The organism is Pseudoalteromonas sp. P1-11 (genome assembly GCF_001399995.1).
GTDB lineage: Bacteria > Pseudomonadota > Gammaproteobacteria > Enterobacterales > Alteromonadaceae > Pseudoalteromonas > Pseudoalteromonas atlantica.
The window spans coordinates 597,937-617,472 of the sequence record NZ_LJSP01000002.1 but is presented as its reverse complement, the minus strand read 5'-3'; the positions used below and the strand labels follow the sequence as shown (position 1 = coordinate 617,472).

The 19,536-nt window shown below is 39.9% G+C and carries 13 protein-coding genes; 5 read left to right on the top strand and 8 right to left on the bottom strand.

Features of this window, described 5'->3' with window-relative positions; all coding sequences use genetic code 11:
- Nucleotides 1-71 precede the first annotated feature (71 nt).
- Genes AN390_RS05445 through bcsR form a run of 6 tightly spaced genes read right to left on the bottom strand, consistent with a single transcriptional unit; the run spans nt 72 to nt 10,843 of the window.
- Entirely contained in the window at nt 72-3,890 is a 3,819-nt protein-coding gene (locus AN390_RS05445) for a cellulose synthase subunit BcsC-related outer membrane protein (protein ID WP_055253158.1), read from the bottom strand.
- Nucleotides 3,881-5,008 (bottom strand): cellulose synthase complex periplasmic endoglucanase BcsZ, encoded by a 1,128-nt coding sequence (gene bcsZ, locus AN390_RS05440; protein WP_095206730.1) that lies wholly within the window; start codon nt 5,006-5,008, stop codon nt 3,881-3,883. The genes AN390_RS05445 and bcsZ overlap by 10 nt, the downstream gene beginning before the upstream one ends.
- Nucleotides 5,008-7,254: a cellulose biosynthesis cyclic di-GMP-binding regulatory protein BcsB gene (gene bcsB, locus AN390_RS05435; protein ID WP_055253156.1), complete on the bottom strand. Its 2,247-nt coding sequence runs from the start codon at nt 7,252-7,254 to the stop codon at nt 5,008-5,010. Before bcsB ends, bcsZ begins: the two co-directional genes overlap by 1 nt.
- Entirely contained in the window at nt 7,247-9,916 is a 2,670-nt protein-coding gene (gene bcsA, locus AN390_RS05430; protein WP_055253155.1) for a UDP-forming cellulose synthase catalytic subunit, read from the bottom strand. Before bcsA ends, bcsB begins: the two co-directional genes overlap by 8 nt.
- Nucleotides 9,917-9,918: 2 nt before the next feature.
- A complete protein-coding gene (gene bcsQ, locus AN390_RS05425) occupies nt 9,919-10,632 on the bottom strand; it encodes a cellulose biosynthesis protein BcsQ (protein ID WP_055253154.1) in 714 nt (237 codons plus the stop codon).
- Between the two features lie 31 nt (nt 10,633-10,663).
- Nucleotides 10,664-10,843, bottom strand: a complete 180-nt coding sequence (gene bcsR, locus AN390_RS05420; RefSeq protein WP_055253153.1) for a BcsR/BcsP family cellulose biosynthesis protein — start codon at nt 10,841-10,843, stop codon at nt 10,664-10,666.
- A gap of 114 nt (nt 10,844-10,957) precedes the next feature.
- Between bcsR and bcsE the strand changes: the two genes are divergently transcribed.
- From bcsE to tyrR, 3 genes are all read left to right on the top strand, one after another.
- Nucleotides 10,958-12,580: a cellulose biosynthesis protein BcsE gene (gene bcsE / locus AN390_RS05415; RefSeq protein WP_055253152.1), complete on the top strand. Its 1,623-nt coding sequence runs from the start codon at nt 10,958-10,960 to the stop codon at nt 12,578-12,580.
- A 169-nt stretch (nt 12,581-12,749) separates the two neighbouring features.
- Nucleotides 12,750-14,327, top strand: a complete 1,578-nt coding sequence (gene bcsG, locus AN390_RS05410; protein ID WP_055253151.1) for a cellulose biosynthesis protein BcsG — start codon at nt 12,750-12,752, stop codon at nt 14,325-14,327.
- A 209-nt stretch (nt 14,328-14,536) separates the two neighbouring features.
- The gene (gene tyrR, locus AN390_RS05405; protein ID WP_004588344.1) at nt 14,537-16,093 is read left to right on the top strand and encodes a transcriptional regulator TyrR; all 1,557 of its coding nucleotides are present in this window, start codon (nt 14,537-14,539) and stop codon (nt 16,091-16,093) included.
- Between the two features lie 18 nt (nt 16,094-16,111).
- Here tyrR and AN390_RS05400 read toward each other — a convergent pair whose 3' ends face one another.
- Nucleotides 16,112-16,606 (bottom strand): hypothetical protein, encoded by a 495-nt coding sequence (locus AN390_RS05400; RefSeq protein WP_055253150.1) that lies wholly within the window; start codon nt 16,604-16,606, stop codon nt 16,112-16,114.
- A 103-nt stretch (nt 16,607-16,709) separates the two neighbouring features.
- Between AN390_RS05400 and AN390_RS05395 the strand changes: the two genes are divergently transcribed.
- Nucleotides 16,710-17,246 (top strand): thioesterase family protein, encoded by a 537-nt coding sequence (locus tag AN390_RS05395; protein ID WP_004588346.1) that lies wholly within the window; start codon nt 16,710-16,712, stop codon nt 17,244-17,246.
- A 60-nt stretch (nt 17,247-17,306) separates the two neighbouring features.
- On the opposite strand, the gene AN390_RS05390 is transcribed toward AN390_RS05395, so the two are convergent.
- The gene (locus AN390_RS05390) at nt 17,307-17,960 is read right to left on the bottom strand and encodes an OmpW family protein (RefSeq protein WP_004588347.1); all 654 of its coding nucleotides are present in this window, start codon (nt 17,958-17,960) and stop codon (nt 17,307-17,309) included.
- Nucleotides 17,961-18,221: 261 nt separating this feature from the next.
- Here AN390_RS05390 and dapE point away from each other — a divergent pair, with 261 nt between their 5' ends.
- A complete protein-coding gene (gene dapE, locus AN390_RS05385; protein ID WP_055253198.1) occupies nt 18,222-19,406 on the top strand; it encodes a succinyl-diaminopimelate desuccinylase in 1,185 nt (394 codons plus the stop codon).
- Nucleotides 19,407-19,536 lie beyond the last annotated feature (130 nt).

Sequence of the window (19,536 nt, the reverse complement as noted above, 5' to 3'; positions counted from 1 at the left end):
ACAATTGCGCTCAAGTATACATATACCTTAGTGCGAGGGGAAGCATTCGCGATGTATCACCTTGCACTGCGTTAAAAGTCTGCATAGGGAATAATTGGGGTGCCAGGAAACTCTAACGTCCCGTACACAGGATTGAAGTAATAGCGAATATAGAGCTGGCCAAAGTTTGGTTCGTAAAAGTCAGCGCGATCGATGGCTAAATAACCACCAAAAAACCAATGTGGCGTTATACGGTACTCAAAGCTCCCTTCAAGATTGTATGACACGCCAGAGCTGTCATCACTCTCAAATACTGGGTCTACCCCGGTAATCGCTTCTCTATCGTAGGCTTGTAGCTGCAAGTCAGTATCGTTAGGATAAAAATCAATGGCTTGGGTTTTTGTTTGCGAATACGAAATCCCTGTTTTTAAGCGATAAACAAAGTCATCGCCCCAGCGCGCATCGTAGCTTAAAGGCACCGACAACCCAACGTAGTTTTGTGGGCTATAGTAACCGCCGTGGCCCCATGTTTCTTCACTTAAATTATACTGATATGCCCAATGTAATAGACTTGCGCCGACGGTAAATTCGCGTTCTTGATTACTAATAACGCGATAATAAGACCCGCCCATTACTCTATAGCGTTGGTTATCTTTAACATTTTGCCCTTTATAGAGCGTAAAGTCGGCGCTTGACCAAAAGCCCCAATCGCCACCTAAGTCATGAGATAAGTTAGCAGTTAGGCCTGTTGAGCGCACACCGCCCCAAACTTCACCGGTATTTACATCTTCAAGCCCAGCATAAGAGAGCACGGAGCTTGTTACAGGGCGTTTTTCGAGCTCTAGGCTATAACCAAAGTCGCCAATACTGTTGGCGTAATTTACACCCCATACTATGTCTTCAATTAAAAAGCCAAGCGGGGTCGTGCCTACATCAACACGCCAATTTTTATTTTGCCATCCAATACCTATGTCGACCCCATCTTGCTCAGGGCTTACTTCATCAATAGCACAGGTAAATATACAAAGTGCACCTTGGCCGTAGCGGCTACCAGCAAATTGCTCATCAAAGCGAGTTGTTTGAGCGCTAATAGTGGTTGGGTCTATTTTAATAAACCCTTGGCCTTGCCAAAGTGGAAAGTAGGCCTCAATAGGTACTAAGCCTGCGCCAAGAGTTGCCTCGCTTTCGGTGCTTGTTTGGCCACTAAAGTTAACCCCAATAGCAATGTATGCTTGGTTTTTGCTTTGCTCATTTATAAGCTCGCGTTTAGCGCCATTAATATACCACGCATCATTTTCATCTATGCGAGCAATTTGTTTATAAAACGATTCATCGTTTAGTCGTTGCTCGCTTGATAGCGTTTTTAAATACCATTGCTTAGCTTGGTCTTGTTCATTAAAATTTCGGGCAACTTCAGCGCCTAAATAACTAAGCTCTTTATCATTGGGTGATTTAGCAATTAATTGATTGGCTAAAGCTAAAGCATCACCTGCGTAATTAAAGTCATTTAACGAGGTCATTATTTGGCGTTGTAAGTAGGCTTGCTGATCATCTGTTTGCGTTATTGCGCGCTCAGTAACTTCTTTTGCCTGAAAGTCGTTACCTAATTCTCTGTAAGCTTTAGCTATTGCAAGCATTGCTTGAGGTTCAATTGGCTGATTGTTTTTCAGTTTTTGCTGATAAACAATAATTGCTGACTCTTGCTGCCCCAGAGCTAAATTCGCATTTATTAATGCCGTGGTGATGGCGGGTGTACTTTGGTACTTTTGATCAAGCTGGTTAAGCTTTGCTAATAATTCGCCACCTTCGTAATACTGATTAATATACGTGGTGTATAAATTGACGTACTGTTCTACTTCGCCAGCACTTGCATTATTAGGCAAGCTGTAATGAGAAAACCATTGCTCTACAGCAGGGCGCTCGTTTTGTTCTAATAGCCACTGCGCGTAAAGCATATGCCAATAAGGTGATAAAGTAGGCTCGGTATTTAATGCATTATTAATTAACTTTAGAGCATGTTTTTTCTCATCTATTTGATACCAGCTACGCGATAGCTCGGCTTTCATTACTGGAGTTAAATTTTGCGCTTCTAAATTACTTAAATGAAAAATAGCCGTGGTTCTATTTTTAGTATTTAAGTGTCGCTCGCTTTGTCGAAGAGACTCGTTGAGCCTAAGTTGTTGCTCAAGAGAGATTATGTCGTCATTTCGATCATTAACCGGCACATATTCTAAGGTGTTTAAAGCGCCTTGATAATCATCAATTGAGCGTAAAAATAAAGCATGGCTATATCTTATTTGGGGATTTAGTGGGAATTGCCACAATGCATTATTAAATAAATTACGTGCTTGTTGAGGAAGACCTTTTTGCTGGAATATAAAGGCTAAATCGTAGTATAACCATGGTTGCTCCGGTGAAAGTTCAATCGCCTGTTTAAGTAACTCTTCTGCTTTCTCTAAATTGCCCTCATTAGTATACTCATTTGCCTTACCTCTTAGATTGTTGCTAATTGCAGCTGCATAAGAGGGATAGATTAAATTTCGCTGCTTAGCATTTAATGAATTATAAAAATTGCGAATAGATTTTTGATTTTTATCAAGCTGCGTAATATCCAATAAGCCAAGTAAGGCATTTTCATATAAAGGGTTGGTTTTTAGGGCTGCGTAATAGGCGGCTGCTGCTTGAGTGTAGTTTCCTTGAGCGACTAACAATAAGCCTTTGTTATAGAGAAAAGCTTCTTGATCATAATTTAATTGCTCAGCTAGGTTTAGTTTTAACTGTGCAGTCTTGAAGTCATATTGCTCGATAGCGTCTTCCATTTCAGTCATGTACAGCCAAAACTTCGCAACTGTTGCGAGTTCTTTAAGTTCTTCACGCTCATCAAAGTTAGGTGTATATTTTTGAGCGGCAAAAAAGTAGTAATACGATTTTTTATAGTCGCTTCTGCCTAAATACAAATATCCTAAGCTACGCATAATTTCTTTATCGGTTGGCCGACCTTTTAAAGCGTTTAATAGTATTGGCTCAGCTTCATTTAATTTTTTCGCATTGACTAAACGATCTCCTTTAAGCCAAAGTTGATATGCAGGATCGGCAAGTAAGGTTTGCCTTACTTGTAAATCTTTTTGGAAGTCTTCATATTGTAACTTGCCCTTACTACTAAATGGATAAACGGAGAAATAGCGTTGATACTGTTCTACTGTCTCTTGAGAAAGCTCCATACTCTTTAAGGCTGCAAGCCAAATAAACTCTACCTCATTGATAAAAGATGGGTTATTTCCATATTTACTTAAAATAGTTAGCGCGGTGCTATCAGTGGGGTTATTTCTGAGTAAGTGGCGCGCATATGCAATATCTACCGCGCCGATGTTTTCGTAACTGCGTAGTAGCCTTTCGTAGCCTTTTTTTACATTTTTCCATTGGCTTTGCTCTTGTGCATACCAACTTAAGTGCTCGAGCTCAAACGCTAAGCTTGGATAGGTGTTTTTAAAAAGCCTGTTGTAAATTAATCGCGCTTGTTCGTAACGTCCCGCACGGGCAAGTAATTTAGCTTGCTGTATATCTGCTTTGTCTTCGTTTTCTAATCTAGCAATTAATCGTAACTGTTCTACACAAGGGTGGGTACGTGTGTTGTTACCGTCAATTTTTCTTAAAATTTGATTTGCTTGTATAGCCTTACCATTGGCAAACTCAAAACGAGCAAGCGCACACTGGCTTTCTATTCGATTAGGGGCAATAGCCAATAGCTTTTGTAAGCTATCGGCAATTAAATCTTTATTTTCTTGCACTTCACCAATATTGATTTGGCTTAAAAGCCACTCAACAGAGTGTGTATCAATGTCATTATTTGTTTTAGCATGCACACTTGCGCTGACTGCTAACGTACAAACAACAGCCCATTTTAACGACATTCAGTGCTCCACCTTGGCTTGAGCGTCCCGTCTGCTGTTATTGAAAAGCGCTTATTAAGCGCACTACTACCAAACAGATTTAATACACTGTCGTAATAGCGTGTTTGTGTGAATGACTTATCGACCATTAACTTTTGTTGAATGGCCATAACCAAAGAATCATCGCCTTTTTCTTTTAGCATGGGCAGTAGGGCAGCATTAAAGCCTAATGGGCCACGCTTTTGGGTTTTGCCAGAGCGCGCATAGGTATTTAAAGGGACGTATCCACGGCTGTTTATAGCCTCTACAAAAGGGGTAAACTGCTCGCTTAGTTGTGCTTTGTATGGCGCATCGTTCGCCATCATGCTGGCCCATAAGTAAACCCTAATGGCGTTAAAACTGCCTAAATCGGTTGCTTTTTTATCGTAATAAAAACCTTTTGCTGGGCTATACATCACCCAGTCAGGGCTAACTCCGTTTTTAGCGGTATCCAAAATAAGCTTTGCAGACGCTTCATGTAATTGCTGCCAAGGTGAGTGCGGGTATAATTTGCTAAATTGCTGATAAATAAATAACGGTGAATAACTAGGGTTGAGTTTATAGGTGTTATTTTCAAATTCAAACCCAGCAGGGGCGGGTAATAAAGTAAGCCCTAACCCTGAAATATAGGCGGTTTCTTCTCGCATAATACGCTGCGCTAATACAGCAGCTAAAATACTATAGCGGCGGTCATCCCATAAAATAGCTGCTTGCGATAAACTATATGCTATCCATAAATCAGAATCTGATGCTGGGTTTGAGTCTATAATCCCATAGGTATCATTGCCTGTTTCACCCCATTGCCACGCAGGCAGACGTGTACTTAAATCGCCTTCAGAGAGATGGTCTTGCGTCCAATCTAAAATGCTATCAAACGCGGCTTTATCGTTTGCTACTAGCGCAAAAAATAGTGCGTATGATTGCCCCTCTGAGGTGGTAATATTTTGTTTTGAACCTAGGTCTATTACGCGGCCTTCATCACTAATAAAGTGATTTTTAAATACTTGCCACCCCTGCCAAGGCTCGCACTGCTGCGTTTGCGCTGACACAGAAAAACTTAAAAAAGCGGCTACTAATAATGCTCGGTTAAGTAATGTCATTATTCATCTCCTTCAGCTAAACGCTTATGGGTGAGTGCTTGTAGTAATCGCCATAAAATAAATGAAATTAGTAACAGCGTTAATATTGAAAGCAGAGCTAAAATAAATGGATGGTCAGATAAATGGAACCACACCAGCGTATGTACAGGAATATGACCGACAAAGTATTGCTCTTCGGTTTTTATTGTTTTAACGCCTTGTGAGTTTATAACCGCAGCACTGCCTTTTAATTGGCTTAATGTTTGCGAATCCATAAGGGTTTTATCAATTAAGCCAAATGCTTTTTCAGTGGTGGCATTAAGTGACACAACAGAGCGTTCAGAATCAAAAGGAGATTGATAAGCTGTAATTACCGCCATATCTCCGCTACTTTTTACACTCACTTGTATTTTATCTGTGGCTTGCTCATCGTATCCACCGTTGTAAATTGCTTGCTTTATTTCACGTTGGTTATTCGTTAAAAGTACGTTTGTATGCACACCTTCATCTAGTTGCTGAGCTGTGCTGCCAGGCTTTGCAACAACTAAAATATCTTTGTCGTCTAAATCAACATTTTCATTTAAATGGGCCACTGTCATTCTGTGGGTTGGATACCCCGTTATTGCGCCAAAATGACCGGTAAGATTAAACAGCAAAGTTAACGCTTTTGCAGAAGGTTGCTGGTCAATTAGTACAAGTGTTTGCTGTAAATCGGCATATTTGGTGTACGGGAAGCCACTGTTCGCAAATACATTTAAATCTGGCAGGGCAATGTAATGATCAAAGCCACTTACATCAATATTAGAATTACCATCAATAACACCAAACTCACCACCAGGTGGTGCTATTGCACACTCACCTTTTTTCATCGCATCAAATCTAAAATCAAAGTTTAGCTCGTTCCGAGTGGCTAAGTTTATGCCATTAAGTGAAAAGTTTTCTGTGTTTTGTGTAGTATCGGTATTGGCAATAAGTGGCAATAATGTTTTTGTAGTATTGAGTGTAGAGTCGTCGTTATCTAACAAATATCCACTAATAAACTTTTGATTAATCAACATATTTAACCGAGAGTCCAAAGACTCGCTCTCGGGTGTGCTGCGATATTGCAATGTAATGGGGATGCCTTTTTCTCGCCAAGTAAATAAATCTGGAGCAAAACGCACGTTTAATTTTACGGGTCCGTTATTTAACCCTTGTGCTTGTAGCTGATTGTCAAAATCAATTAATTCGTCAAAGTGTACAGCTCTATCAGCGCGTAACCAGCGCGGGGCATCGTACGCCTTGCGAAGCGGTAGTTGGTTAATTGCTTCTATGCTAGCTGTTCTGCCGGTCATGACTTTATGGCCAAAGGCCAATCCCGTGACGGCGGTTTTTAAATCGTCTTCATCACGCCCTAAAATAAGCAACATTTTGCTGTATCTATGTAGTGGGTTTGAAATAATCTCAACGGTTGGCTTTTCCACATCGGGATAGTCTTTTAAAAAGTCAGGCTTTGAATCGTTGGTAATAAAAACCACGCTGTGCGTATCTAATGATTTGTTAATCACCACCGGAAAATCAGCACCACGCCAGTCAGCTTGCGCGCCAAACCAGCTTGAAAGAGTCGCAGCCGCTTCAATCGTTTTGGTGTTAGGTGTTTTTGCAAACACAAACGGTAAGCTTAACTTATTGTAATCTTTGGCATCAAAAAAGGGCTCTGGTAAATATTCTAAACGGCTATCTATTGCCAGTTGCTTTTGATTGAGCGTGATATTGCTCGATTTATTAATTTCGGTCCAAATAGAGCGGCTAAAGTAATCTTGGCAACTTAAATCATAATAACCAACAAGCTCAAACCGTACTTGGTTGTAGTCTTGTACATACTTAGCATTGAGTTTTAGGCTATGGTTAACGGTATTTTTAACCACACTTAGTTGCTCATTTATGGGCAGTACAGTGACTAAGTTTTCATTAAAATACACTTTTAAATGCGACACGTTAGCAATCAATGATGGCGAGTTTGTGTACGAAAAATTAAGCTGTAAATCGGTGCTTAATTTATCAATACGGTTGGTAAAATCCACTCTTGAGTTGTTGTTTATGCCATCAAGCTTGTAGCCATCAAAGCCTAAAGCAGCAAAGTCTAATCTTAAACTAGACACGTGGGCGCTTTCTGGGTAGCCATTTATAAACACAGATTTATCGTGCATTGGCTCAATAGCACATGCTTTGTAAGCACTGCATGTTAAAAACAGTATTAGAAATGTATTAAGCAAATTTTTAATCATAATTATAATGCACTATTGGTTTTTTAGGGGTGAAAGAGTTTATATATACAACAATTTTTGTCATTAGTTTTACAAAGGGTTGTAATGGCTTAGGAGCATGAAACAATAAATTACTAAATCCTCTTAAACTTGTTTTTTGTACTTCTTTAAAGCTATATGAAGGGCGGTCATGACGAAAATTATTTTGCCAATCAAGCCACGCATCCGCTCTTGAAAAAGTACACTGTATAAATGCTTTTTGCTTTTCGAGCGAGAGATCTTTTAACGTTAAGCCTATTTGTTTGTTTCGGGTGTTACATACATACGTTGTAAACGAAAACTGTTTATTTCCGCGGCTCATTAATAGCTCTATTTTGTCGTTTACTCGGCATAAATGAGCGTGCTCTGTTTCAATGCCCACTCCATTATCAGAGTAATCGGTTATTTTAACTTTTAACGTATGCCCATTTGCTAAGCGCACGCCGGCCGGAAAGTTTGCCTTAATACGGTGTGACTGCCTTACTTGCCTAGCTTCTGCAGCAACGGCTACCGCAGCGCCTAAAATAATAATATTATAAATTGCCCAGCCCATGCTGATTAACAAAACGCCCACTTGGCTCGGATCGCCAAAGCCTAAGCGTAAAACACCTACAAGCATGCCAACTAAGTTTATGAGTAAAAGTACCAAGTAGGGTTTAGATATACCCCAATCGTAATGTTCTTTATCATTTAAGCCGCCTTTTTCTGTTACGTTAAACTTACCCTTATTAGGGTTTATTAGCGCAACGGTTGTCGGCTTTAATATGTACCACGCAAGAACAGACTCATACACTTCACCCCAAAAAGAGTAGCGATATTTACCCTGAATTCGTGAGTTGGTCGCTTTTATTTGTATGAGTGTAGGCACTACATAAATAAAAATAGCTAAAAACGGCGCATAAATAATGTAAGCATTAAAGTATATGAGTGCCAGTGGCGCGGTTAAAAATACAATACGCGGAATGCCCGATAAAAAGTGCAGCATGGCGTTTAAGTAGCACAGGCGCTGTGGTATATCGAGCCCTTTACCTAAAATTGGGTTATCGAGCCTAAATATTTGCGCCATACCCCGAGCCCAACGAATACGCTGGCCAATATGTGCAGAGAGGCTATCGGTGGCAAGGCCTGCAGCTTGTGGGATATTTATATAAGCGGTTTTATAACCGGCACGTTGCATACGCAGTGCAGTGTGGGCATCTTCGGTTACCGTTTCAAATGCAAAGCCACCAATATTGTCGAGTGCTTCACGTTTTAAAACAGCGCATGAGCCACAAAAGAAGGTGGCATCCCACATGTCATTACCATCTTGGATCAAGCCATAAAAAAGCATGTTTTCATTAGGGATTTGGCTGTGGTTATTTAAATTACGCTCAAACGGGTCTGCTGAGAAAAAGTGATGCGGAGTTTGCACTAAACATACTTTGCTGTCTTTTAAAAATTGCCCCATGGTCATTTGTAAAAATGAGCGGGCAGGTACGTGGTCGCAGTCAAAAATAGCAATGTAGTCGCCGTTAGTGTAGCGCATGGCGCTATTCATATTACCGGCTTTAGCGTGGTTATTATCGGGTCGTGTTAAATAACCCACCCCCACTTTTTGAGCAAATTCTTTAAACTCAGGGCGTTTGCCATCATCAAGAATATACACGTTGAGCTTATCAGCAGGCCAATCAATGCTCATCGCCGCAAGCGTGGTAGGTTGTACAACGCTTAATGGTTCATTATAAGTAGGAATGTATACATCAACTGTTGGCCATAAGTCGATGTTTTCTGGCAACGGAACAGGTTTACGCTCAAGGGGGTTTATAGTTTGAAAAAAGCCTAAAATGAGCACTAGCCACGCATAGGTTTCTGCCAGCAGCAAGCCTGCGCCTAACGTAAGCGCAACAGGGTCATCCCAATTGAGGGTTTCTGTGTAGCGCCACCATAAATAACGCGATGAAGTGGTTACCGATAGGGTGATCATTACAATGGTGGCCATTTGCCCTTTAACGCGCTTGAGCCCGTATGCCACTATCAAAATAAAACTAATAAACACGGCTTGCGCTTCTAGGCTAAACGGAATGGTTATAAAAATACCCAGTAAAAACAATATAAAGGCTACAACCACATATTTTATTAGTTTATTTTGCCATATCTTAGCGTCAGCCATGGTTTTAAAAGCACTTTTTTTAGAACCCTTAACGTTTTTTGATAACAAACGCTTTAGTAATCTACCTAGCTTTAAGTCAAACCAACGCAACTGTTTAAGTGAATAACTTACCCCATTATAAAACTGATTTGATAGCCGTTCCCTTACAGAGTTATTGTTAGGTTTGTATTTAAAAAATAACAAATAAACGCTTTGAATGATAAAGCGCAAAATATTTGAATAAATAAACGTGCGGTACGGCAAGCGAAGATGCGGGTAGTAATCATATAAAATAAGTTCAAAGTTAATTTTGTGGTCTTTTATATTGATAAACAATGAACTAATCAGCGTAATAAAAGGCATTAAAAAGGCTTCTATTACGTTTACTTTGTGCTGGTTAAAATAACTATGAAACTTAAATAAAATATAACGTACAAGTTTTTCAGTAAAAATAATGCTTAACAGTAAATACAAAGTACTGTGTATTGGGCGCTTATAAAATAAAGAAAAGCTCATAACTACAGGGCCGATTTACTTACAAGCCAGCCGGCAAGTGTTTCAAAGTCATCGTTAGCAACACTGTAAGGCGCACAATTAAGCGCTACATTTCTATAGGCTGTAGACTCTTTAATTACTTCATCACTATTTATAAAAAAGGGCGCCATAAGCGGCAAGGTAGATTGCCATAAAGAAAACAGGTCAAACTCAAGTGTTGATGCAGAGTTATAACGATTGACTAAAAAGAAGTGTTTCCAATGGTTGTCAGTGTGTTTTAACGTTTGTAGTTTTTTATAAATTAAGCTGTGGCAAATAGCATCACAATTAACTATTTCAATCACTATGTCGTTTTTATCGAGCGGATAGTGGGTGATATCAATATGTGCAGGGCAATCAAAAAGAAGCCAAGCATTATTGTTATAATCCAGCTTATTGCAATTGTTAATAAAGTCGAATAACGCGGCGGTACTAACACTTTTATCGCCAAAAGGTAAAAACACTATGCCATCACTATCTTGATGAAAGTGCTCAAGGGCTTGTTCAAAGTCCTGCTCGTTACTCCAGCCGTGGTTGTACTTCCAAGGCAGGCCAAAGTGCAGGCCCAAATCGCTTTTAGAGTCTAAATCTATAGCAATAACGTCAGAGCCTGATTTTTTTAATACGCAGGCTAAGTTGGCAACCATAGAAGTAGCGCCAGTGCCGCCTTTAATGCCTTTAAGAAAAATTCTTTGCAAAGGATTGTTTACCTGTCGTTTCAATTACTACTTACGCATTTACTGCACGGTGTATTTCGTTCAGTAATGCATATTTTTTTATTGTTTGTTTATTTTTTTGTTTATTAACAATTTCAACGTAATCTTCACTTTTGCCGCCAAAACGTCGTGCAAGGTTCTCAATGTCATTTGATGTTAAGGTTTCAGAGCTTTTTGTCGTTAAATTACGCATTGTTGCCTTTGTGCTAAAGTTTATTATTTTTATTTAAAGTGGACAATATTTGTCTATTATATATAGAATAGCGGGTAAAACTAGTAAAAAAGTATTTTTTATAGGCTAAATTCAGTGCAAAACTTTAACATTTCAGGCTTGCAGCCCTCTGCTGCAGAGCTAAAACCTGCATCGTTATATGCAATTTTAGCCCCTTTAGACAATTTTGCTACTGAACTGGCATTACATGCAATTAATAACCCCTCAGCTTCTGATATTTATATTGTTTCTTCTCAAATAGAAATATTTTTTGAAGGTCCTTTTAGCGATGCATTAAATCATGCATTTGACCAACACAAAGTGCATCCGTTTAGGTTTTCGGCAGATACGCGCGACTGGCCAAAGCAACAAATAATTAACAATACTCTAAAAGAGCTAAATGCTTATAAACAGCTAAATAATGCATTAGTCATTGTTCACTTTAGTACGACTGATTTAGCCTCATTGGATCAAAAGCAACTGATGCAAAGTGTTCAGGCCTATAAAAAATTTAGTACACAATCAGGAGCAACTGTCTTATTTTTAGTTTCTGGCCCTGAGGTGACTAACTATCGCTTTTTATTAAGGCGGTTAAATTCGGAACTCGACGGGTTAGTATATGTTGAGAATGATTCCACAGTGCGCGTACTAGAGTACGATTATTGGCATCACAGTACAGGTATCATCGCCTCTGTACAGTATCCATTAATGATTGAAAATGGCTGCTTTAAAGTGCAGCAAAATAGTATTACGGAACAACAAACCTCAACATCGGGTGTATTTGCAGATGAAGACGACGTGTGGATTGTACAAGGAGCTATTCCTGAAGGGACCAAGCTTCCTGCAAAATATAAAATAATAAAAGACAACAATGCGCTTTTTTCTAAAGGCCCTAAATTAGAGGCGGCAACATTGGTATTTGCAGTATCTCGCTATACCGATTTAGCCCTGCTTGCCAAGCAATGTTTTGAGCTGAGAAAAAACTGTGGTCGCTGGCTTAAATTAGTGATTCAGAACGTTGATGGGGTGATCCGCCATCAAGATGAATGCTTATTTTTGACCTTAGGTGTTAATCTTATTTTGTATAGTTTTTCAGAGCCTTCTAGGTTGCTCTCACAGGTACAGTCAATTCAAGGGTTTCAATTTTCAAGACCGTTACCGCCTTCTATTGAACATGTACTTCAATTTACCGAAAATACTTTTTCTAAAGGTTACTTGCCTTTTATAGAATTTACCAAACAGGTAGAAGTTCACAGCGACTCGGCTGTAAATTTAGGGGTAAGTGGAGTGTTGGTTAAATTAGAGCTTTTGCCTCGGATTGACCCAATCCACCCTTTGCATTTATTTCATATAAAGCGAGAAGGTGACGTATTCAGTTTGGTAGAAAACACCGTGTATTTGTATTTACATGCGTGTCGCGAAAATGATGTAAACAATGCGATAAAGCACTTGTTTAAATTAGAAACAAACGATTTTTTTGCGCAGCAAAATATTATTTCCGATCATTTTTATATTCAGCAAGAATGTAAACAGCTTAGGCGTTATTATGCGGGCCAAGATATAACCGATTACTCTGCCCAATTAAAAGAGAATGAAAGCTATAAATTTTCGCAAAAAATAGATGCAAGTGTTGCAGCTGATTTAGAAACACCAGAGTTTACTAAAAACGAGCGCGCAGATGCTGTGCCGTTTAAAATGGCCATAAAGAGTAACGTATGAGTATTAATCAATTATTGATTACAGCAATTTTAGCGATGCTAGTTGGCGTATTTTTATGTATGTCGGGGTCGTTGATACTGAAAAAAATAAAAAAATACTATGCTCAGCTTACGTTTAAACATGAAGTACTCGAACCTTACAAACCAAATAGAATAAAGAAGGGTAAATAGTGAAATTATCAGGCTTAGGGGTGTGGAACCTCTATTTTTTAGTTAAGTTTGCACTTTTTTATTATGGTGCAATCGACTTTGGCTTATTAGCAAATGCAGCGCTGGCTGCTTTTTTTGCTATTTCTTACACGCACCCTTTACTAAATAAAGCCAAACATTTGTTAGGCGCAGTAATGGCCATTGTTTTACTTTATAAAGATTCGTGGTTGCCCCCTATAGACCGTTTAACACGCCAAGCTGGTAACGTGCAAGACTTTAGCTTTGGCTACTTTTTAGAGCTCATGGCGCGGGTTATTAATGTTGATATGTTATTAGCACTGTTTGTTATTACTGTGTGCTTTTGGTATTGCTCACAGTGGATACGCTTTACCACCGTAACAGTTGTTGGGCTTATGTTTGTAGCTTGGCAGGGCACAAACAACGAGGATAATTTAATTTCACAGCCAGTGGCGGCTAATAATGTTCAAACAGCGGCGCCTCGTGCACAAGCACAAGTGGTAACGCAAGAAGCAAAATCGCCTGATCAGCAATTAAAAGAGTTTTATCAGCAGCAAAGTTTGCTAGCAAGCCAATTCCCTCAGCAATATGATGGCGAGTTATTTGATGTCATAGTACTAAATATTTGCTCGATGGCCTTGGCTGATCTAGAGGCCATTGGCGTAAGCCTTGATGATTTATATAGCGATTTTGATGTGGTGTTTTCTGATTTTAATTCGGCGACTTCGTACTCTGGGCCTGCTGCAATTCGCCTTCTACGAGCAAGTTGTGGTCAAACAAGCCAAACTGCCTTATTTGAAAATGCGCCAGAGCAGTGTCATTTGTTTAAAAATTTAGAAAACTTAGGCTACAAAAGCAATGTGGTAATGAACCACGACGGCCACTTTGATGAGTTTAAAGGTTTAATAAGTAAGTTTGGTGGCTTAGATAGCACGCCATTTAATATTGATTCAATGCCGGTTGCGCTTAGAGGTTTTGATGATAGCCCTATTTACTCTGACGAAGCTGTTTTAAACGCCTGGTTAGAGCAATCAAATGACTGTAAACCTTGTGCTATGTACTACAATACTACAAGTTTGCATGATGGTAATCAGTTAGAGAACCAGCCAAGAGTTAATAGTAAAGATACCTACTCAATAAGGCATAAAAATTTATTTAATGATATAAAAAGCTTTATTAAAAAGCTGGAAAAAAGTGAGCGTAATGTCATGCTGATGATAGTCCCAGAACATGGCGCAAACTTAAAAGGTGACAAAGTACAATTTTCAGGGTTGCGTGAAATTCCTAGTCCAGCTATCGTTTCCGTTCCTGTTGCTATTAAATTTATTGGCTCTGATGTGCAAAACTATTCGCAAATTGTAGTTAATAAATCAACCAGTTACTTTGCACTTTCTGAGATAGTTAGCAAAACATTGAAAACCAATGTATTTGGCGGAAATAATAGCGTTGCTAATCTATTGGAAAATTTGCCTAAAGCGCCTAAAGTTGCTGAAAATGAGGGCACGATTATGATGTATATCAACCAGCGTCCTTATATTCAATTAGATGGCGGAGACTGGACCCCATACCCGCAAAATTAATAGCATATATGCATGACCCCTTTTAAAACTCAGCTTACACGCTGCGTTTTTTAGTTTTAAGCTGTACGTTATTACAGTTTGATGTTTATAGGCGTGAGTTTACAGCGATAAAGGCGGTGGTTTGTCCAAATTTGTTTACAATTTACTGTATTGAATAACGGAGTTAGCGTATTATTCGGCTAATATAGTTTTTCCTTATTCGAGGATGTATGCGTCTAGATATTCATTGTGCCGACCGTGTAGGTATTGCCCAAGAGATCCTAAATATTTTAGTAAACTACGATGTTGACTTAAAAGGGATTGAGGTTGATTCGGTAAATTGCCGTATGTATGTAAGCTTTCCTGAAATTGAATTTGAGCAATTTCAAAAAATTATGCCTTCTATTCGTTTGATTGATGGCGTACATGATGTTCGCACAACCGCCTTTTTACCCTCTGAGCGAGAGCATAACGAATTAAATACACTGCTGCGTGCACTTCCCGATGGTGTTATTTCGATTGACGCAAAAGGGTGGGTACGTTTGTGTAACGACGCTGCCTGTAAAGACCTACAGTTGAGCGAAAAAGAAGTAGTAGGGGCCAATATTAATAACCTACTAAAAGGGTTTAACTTTACGCGTTGGTTAGAAGGCAAAGAAGTACTTGGACAAACAACCCGGGTAGATGTTGCTGGTGAAGACTTTATTGCCGATATTTTACCGATTGCCGTCCCGCAAGGTGGTGAAGGTGACGTGTTAGCTGGTGCGGTTATAAATATAAAATCGCAAAGCCGCCTTGGTCAGCAGGTCAGTGCCTTTAGACGTTACGGACAAGAAAGCTTTGCAACAATTCACAACTTTAGTACTGCTATGCGCCGGGTAGTGCGCGAAGCACGCAAAATGTCACAGCTAGAAGCCCCCATTTTAATAACCGGAGAAACTGGCACAGGTAAAGAGCTCCTTGCTCGTGCGTGCCACTATGCCTCTAATCGTTCGGTTAAGCCGTTTATTGCACTTTCGTGCGCATCTTTGCCCGATGATGTGGCTGAATCTGAATTATTTGGTTACGCCGGATATGAAGAAAACACCGCACCTAAACGCGGGGTACTAGAGCAAGCAGATGGCGGTACTGTGTTTTTAGATGAAGTTGGCGAAATGTCTACACAGCTACAAACAAAGCTGCTGCGCTTTTTGCAAGACGGCACATTTAGAAAAGTGGGCGACGAAAACGAAGTAAAAGTAAATGTGCGTATAATTGCAGCCACACAAAAAGATTTACCCGCGATGGTGCAAGAGGGCGTATTTAGAGAAGACTTATACTATCGAATTAATGTACTCACATTAGAGATTGCACCACTGAGAGACCGTAAAGCTGATGTGGGCCCATTAGCCGAGCACTTTATTCAAAAGTACGCACAGCAAAACGGCCACGCAATTCCGCTTTTATCACAAGAGTGCTTACGCTTTTTACAAGAGTACCCGTGGCCAGGTAATGTGCGTCAGCTAGAAAATGCAATTTATCGAGCGGTGTCGTTACTTGATGATAGCGAGCTACGTGTAGAGCATTTGCAATTGCCTACTTTTACCCACGATTTAGGCTATTTAGAGTCAGATTTTGAAGGGTCGTTAGATCAAGCTGTAAAACGTTTTGAAGCAACCTTGCTACGCAAATTGTATCCGGCTTACCCAAGCTCAAGACAATTAGCTAAGCGTTTAGGGCTTAGCCACACTGCAGTGGCAAATAAACTACGAGATTACGGTATTAATCGCAAAACTGTTAAAGTTTAATAGCCGCTTTACTGGGCACTAGCTCTTAGTGCCCATGTTTTTTGTAACCCCATCAATGGCGATAGTTTCTATGCCATTTACATCAAAATTAATCACTATGCTTGCGTTATTACGAGTAAAAAAGTAACTGCGGCCATTAAGCTCAATCACGTAATTGCCTTTTACGGGGTCTTTAAATTGCTGCTTTTTCAAACTGACAGTATGTTTACCTATTTGCCAATCAAACGCTTCAATAAAGCCATTATTAAACTCTTGTACCCACACTTGGCTATCGTCTTTAGCTAAAGTGATTGCCACCGAGTATGAGTTAGGTAATTGCGACATATCGTAGCTTTTGCTACCTATCGAAAATTTACCAAGCTGCTGCTGCCATGCAAAGCCAAAATTAAAGGTTTTTTCTATACCTGTTGGGTAAGTTACCGTACCTGGGCCTTTAATTGTAAAATCGGCCAGTGCGCAGGTGCTAATGCATAATAAACTGGTTGTGAAAAGTGTCGCTAATTTATATTTCATACTATGACTTTTTTATATTTATAATTTGAGATTAAAACAGAACATTCGCCTTAACAAGTGGCTATGTTACACTGAGTTAACTTTATACTGGTAAGACCTTCTCGTGAACTTATATATTAGACTTCTTTTATTATTTTTTAAAATTAAGCGCAACCGCGACTACCAACAGTTACTTGATACTGTTGATATTGATTACAAAGCGCTACCAACAGACTGCGATATAAACCTGCATCTAACAAACTCGCGTTATTTGGCTATGATGGACTTGTCGCGCACTTGGATGATTGAGCGAATTGGTCTATTAAAACAAGTAATGAAGCGCCGTTGGTTTCCTATTGTTAATGCTACAGCCATAACTTATATTCGCGATATTAAACCTATGCAGCGTTATACCATTAGTACCAAGCTGGTGGGGTGGGATCATAAATATTTTTACATTGAACAAAAGTTTCATTCTGCGCGTGGCCTGCACGCTATAGCGTATGTGCGCGGTGTGTTTAAAAACAAAAAAGGCATTGTGAGTATTGAAGAAATGCTTGAAGTAGCCGAGTTTGATGGTGTAGCGCCTATTTTGCCAAGTGAAATTATGCACTGGAAAGAAATGCTTGAGCAAAAAAAGGTAAATAACCTTCCTAAATAATTTTCATAAAATAAGGCCTTTCGGCCTTAAACACATAGAACATAGGCGCTGCAAACTTAATTAAAAACTGTACCTTACACCAAACATGGCAACGACTGGGTCAAGCTCAACGGTTGATGTAAGGGCTTTTGCACCGTTTGCGTACACTGTGGCATCGGTATCTATATCAATCATTGACACCATGGCATGTAGCCCCCAATGTTGATCGATTTTATAGTTAGCGCCTACTTGTGCAATAAAGCCAAACGAATCATCGAGTTTTACTTCAACATCATCAGTACCTAGGGTTGCTTTTAGCGCTTGAGAAGGCTGCTCGTCAAAAAAGGTGGTGTAATTTAACCCTACACCAATAAACGGGCGTAGCGCGTAACTTGTATCTAAAAAGTGGTATTGCGCAACCAATGATGGCGGAAGCTGTTTGATGTCGGCAATTTTATTGCCAGCTAACCCACCCGCGCCATTTACATCGTGCGAAAACGGCGTAGCGGCAATAAGCTCTACCACCCACTTATCGTTAAATGCATAATCGATTGTAATACCGAGCTGCGTGTCAGAGTCGCCTTTGAGACCCAGTGTTGGCGCTTCGTTAATTGCCGAGCTGCTGTTATCTGGATTTACATTAATAGCGCCAACATTAACGCTAAGGTTAGCGTGTGCCGCAGGGGTAATAGCAAGTAAAGAGGTAAGTAAGGCAATGCTGATTTGGGTTTTCATGTTGTGCTCCAATAACTACTTTTTGATTGACGCTATTATTACAATCTCCGAGCGTTGAAAACCTGTTCTAGATCAAAGTTTCAAAAATGTTTGAAGTATGTGAACCCTTTTCTTGATTTAGATTAAAGTCAGTGCAAAAAGTATTTTAATTAATTGACACAGTTATATATTTAACGGTCATCGCACTGTATTAACTTTGCCATTATTTGGTCATATTCTCGCGCTTTAATAATCTCTCTTATGGTTATTGAGTGTGTTGTTATGTCTGTTGCAAAAGTATCGCAAAACAGTGTAAGTAAGCCTTTAAGCGCGGTGGTAAAAAATACGCAAACGCTTATTAGGTTTGAGTCTGTAACGCCTAACCAAAGCGGTGCCATAGATTGGCTTAGCAATGAGTTAACTGCGCTTGGCTTTAACTGTGAGCAGTTTATTTGTGAAGGCGTTACCAATTTAATTGCCTACGTTAGTTTTGAGCAAGAAGGGCCATGTGTAGCGTTTTCTGGGCATATTGATGTTGTGCCCGCAGAGTCGGGCAACTGGCTAAGCCCGCCTTTTGCCGGCAATATTATTAATAATGCCGTGTTTGGTCGCGGCGCTGCCGATATGAAAGGCGGCGTGGCCGCTATGCTTGGTGCTACTAAGGCACTATTAAAAGAGACTAAAAATAAAAAAGGGCGTTTTTACTGGCTTATTACCTCCGATGAGGAAGGAGAGGCCGAATTTGGCTCAGAGGTAATAGCCGCGCGTTTAGCAAAAAATAATATACAGCTTGATGGCTGTATTGTTGGTGAGCCGACAAGCTCTTCACACGTAGGCGATACAATTAAAAATGGTCGCCGAGGCGCTATTTCTTCTCGTATAAAAGTTCATGGCAAGGCCGGACATGTTGCCTACCCACAGAACACTATAAACGCTGCGCATATTGCGGGTAATATTGTAAATTGTTTAAGTAATTTAACATGGCCTGACGATGAGCCAAGCTCTAAAACCACCTTGCAAGTGACCGGCATTAATATAAATAATGTTGTTGATAATTTAGTGCCTAGTGAATGCGAAATTACCTTTAATGTGCGATATAGCCATGGTTATACAAGCAATGCAATAAAGCACTGTATATCAGCGGCGCTGAGTGAATACGCTCAGCACCTTGAGGTTGAATGGGAGCGAGCGTGTGAGCCCTATTATACGCCACCAACAAACGGGTGGAGTTTATTGCAGCAGTTAGAGCACACCATTTATGCGCAAACAGGGAGTTACCCCATGTTAAGTACCAGTGGTGGTACTTCTGATGGCCGATTTTTTGCAAACCAGCATACCCAAGTTATTGAGTGCGGCGTTAAAAATAGTACCATTCATCAGGTAAACGAGCATGTTCCGGTTGATGATTTACTTAAAATTGAGGCCATTTACACAGACTTATTAGCGCGAATTTTTAGCCATAAATAGTAATCGCACAATAAAAATAAACAGCGGGAATCACCTCGCTGTTTATTTGAGTAGGGCGTGTTGATCTTTAATGATTGAGTTTGCAGCAGTATGTTTGGTTTTTAGGCAAGGCAGAGCCTATGAAGTGTGG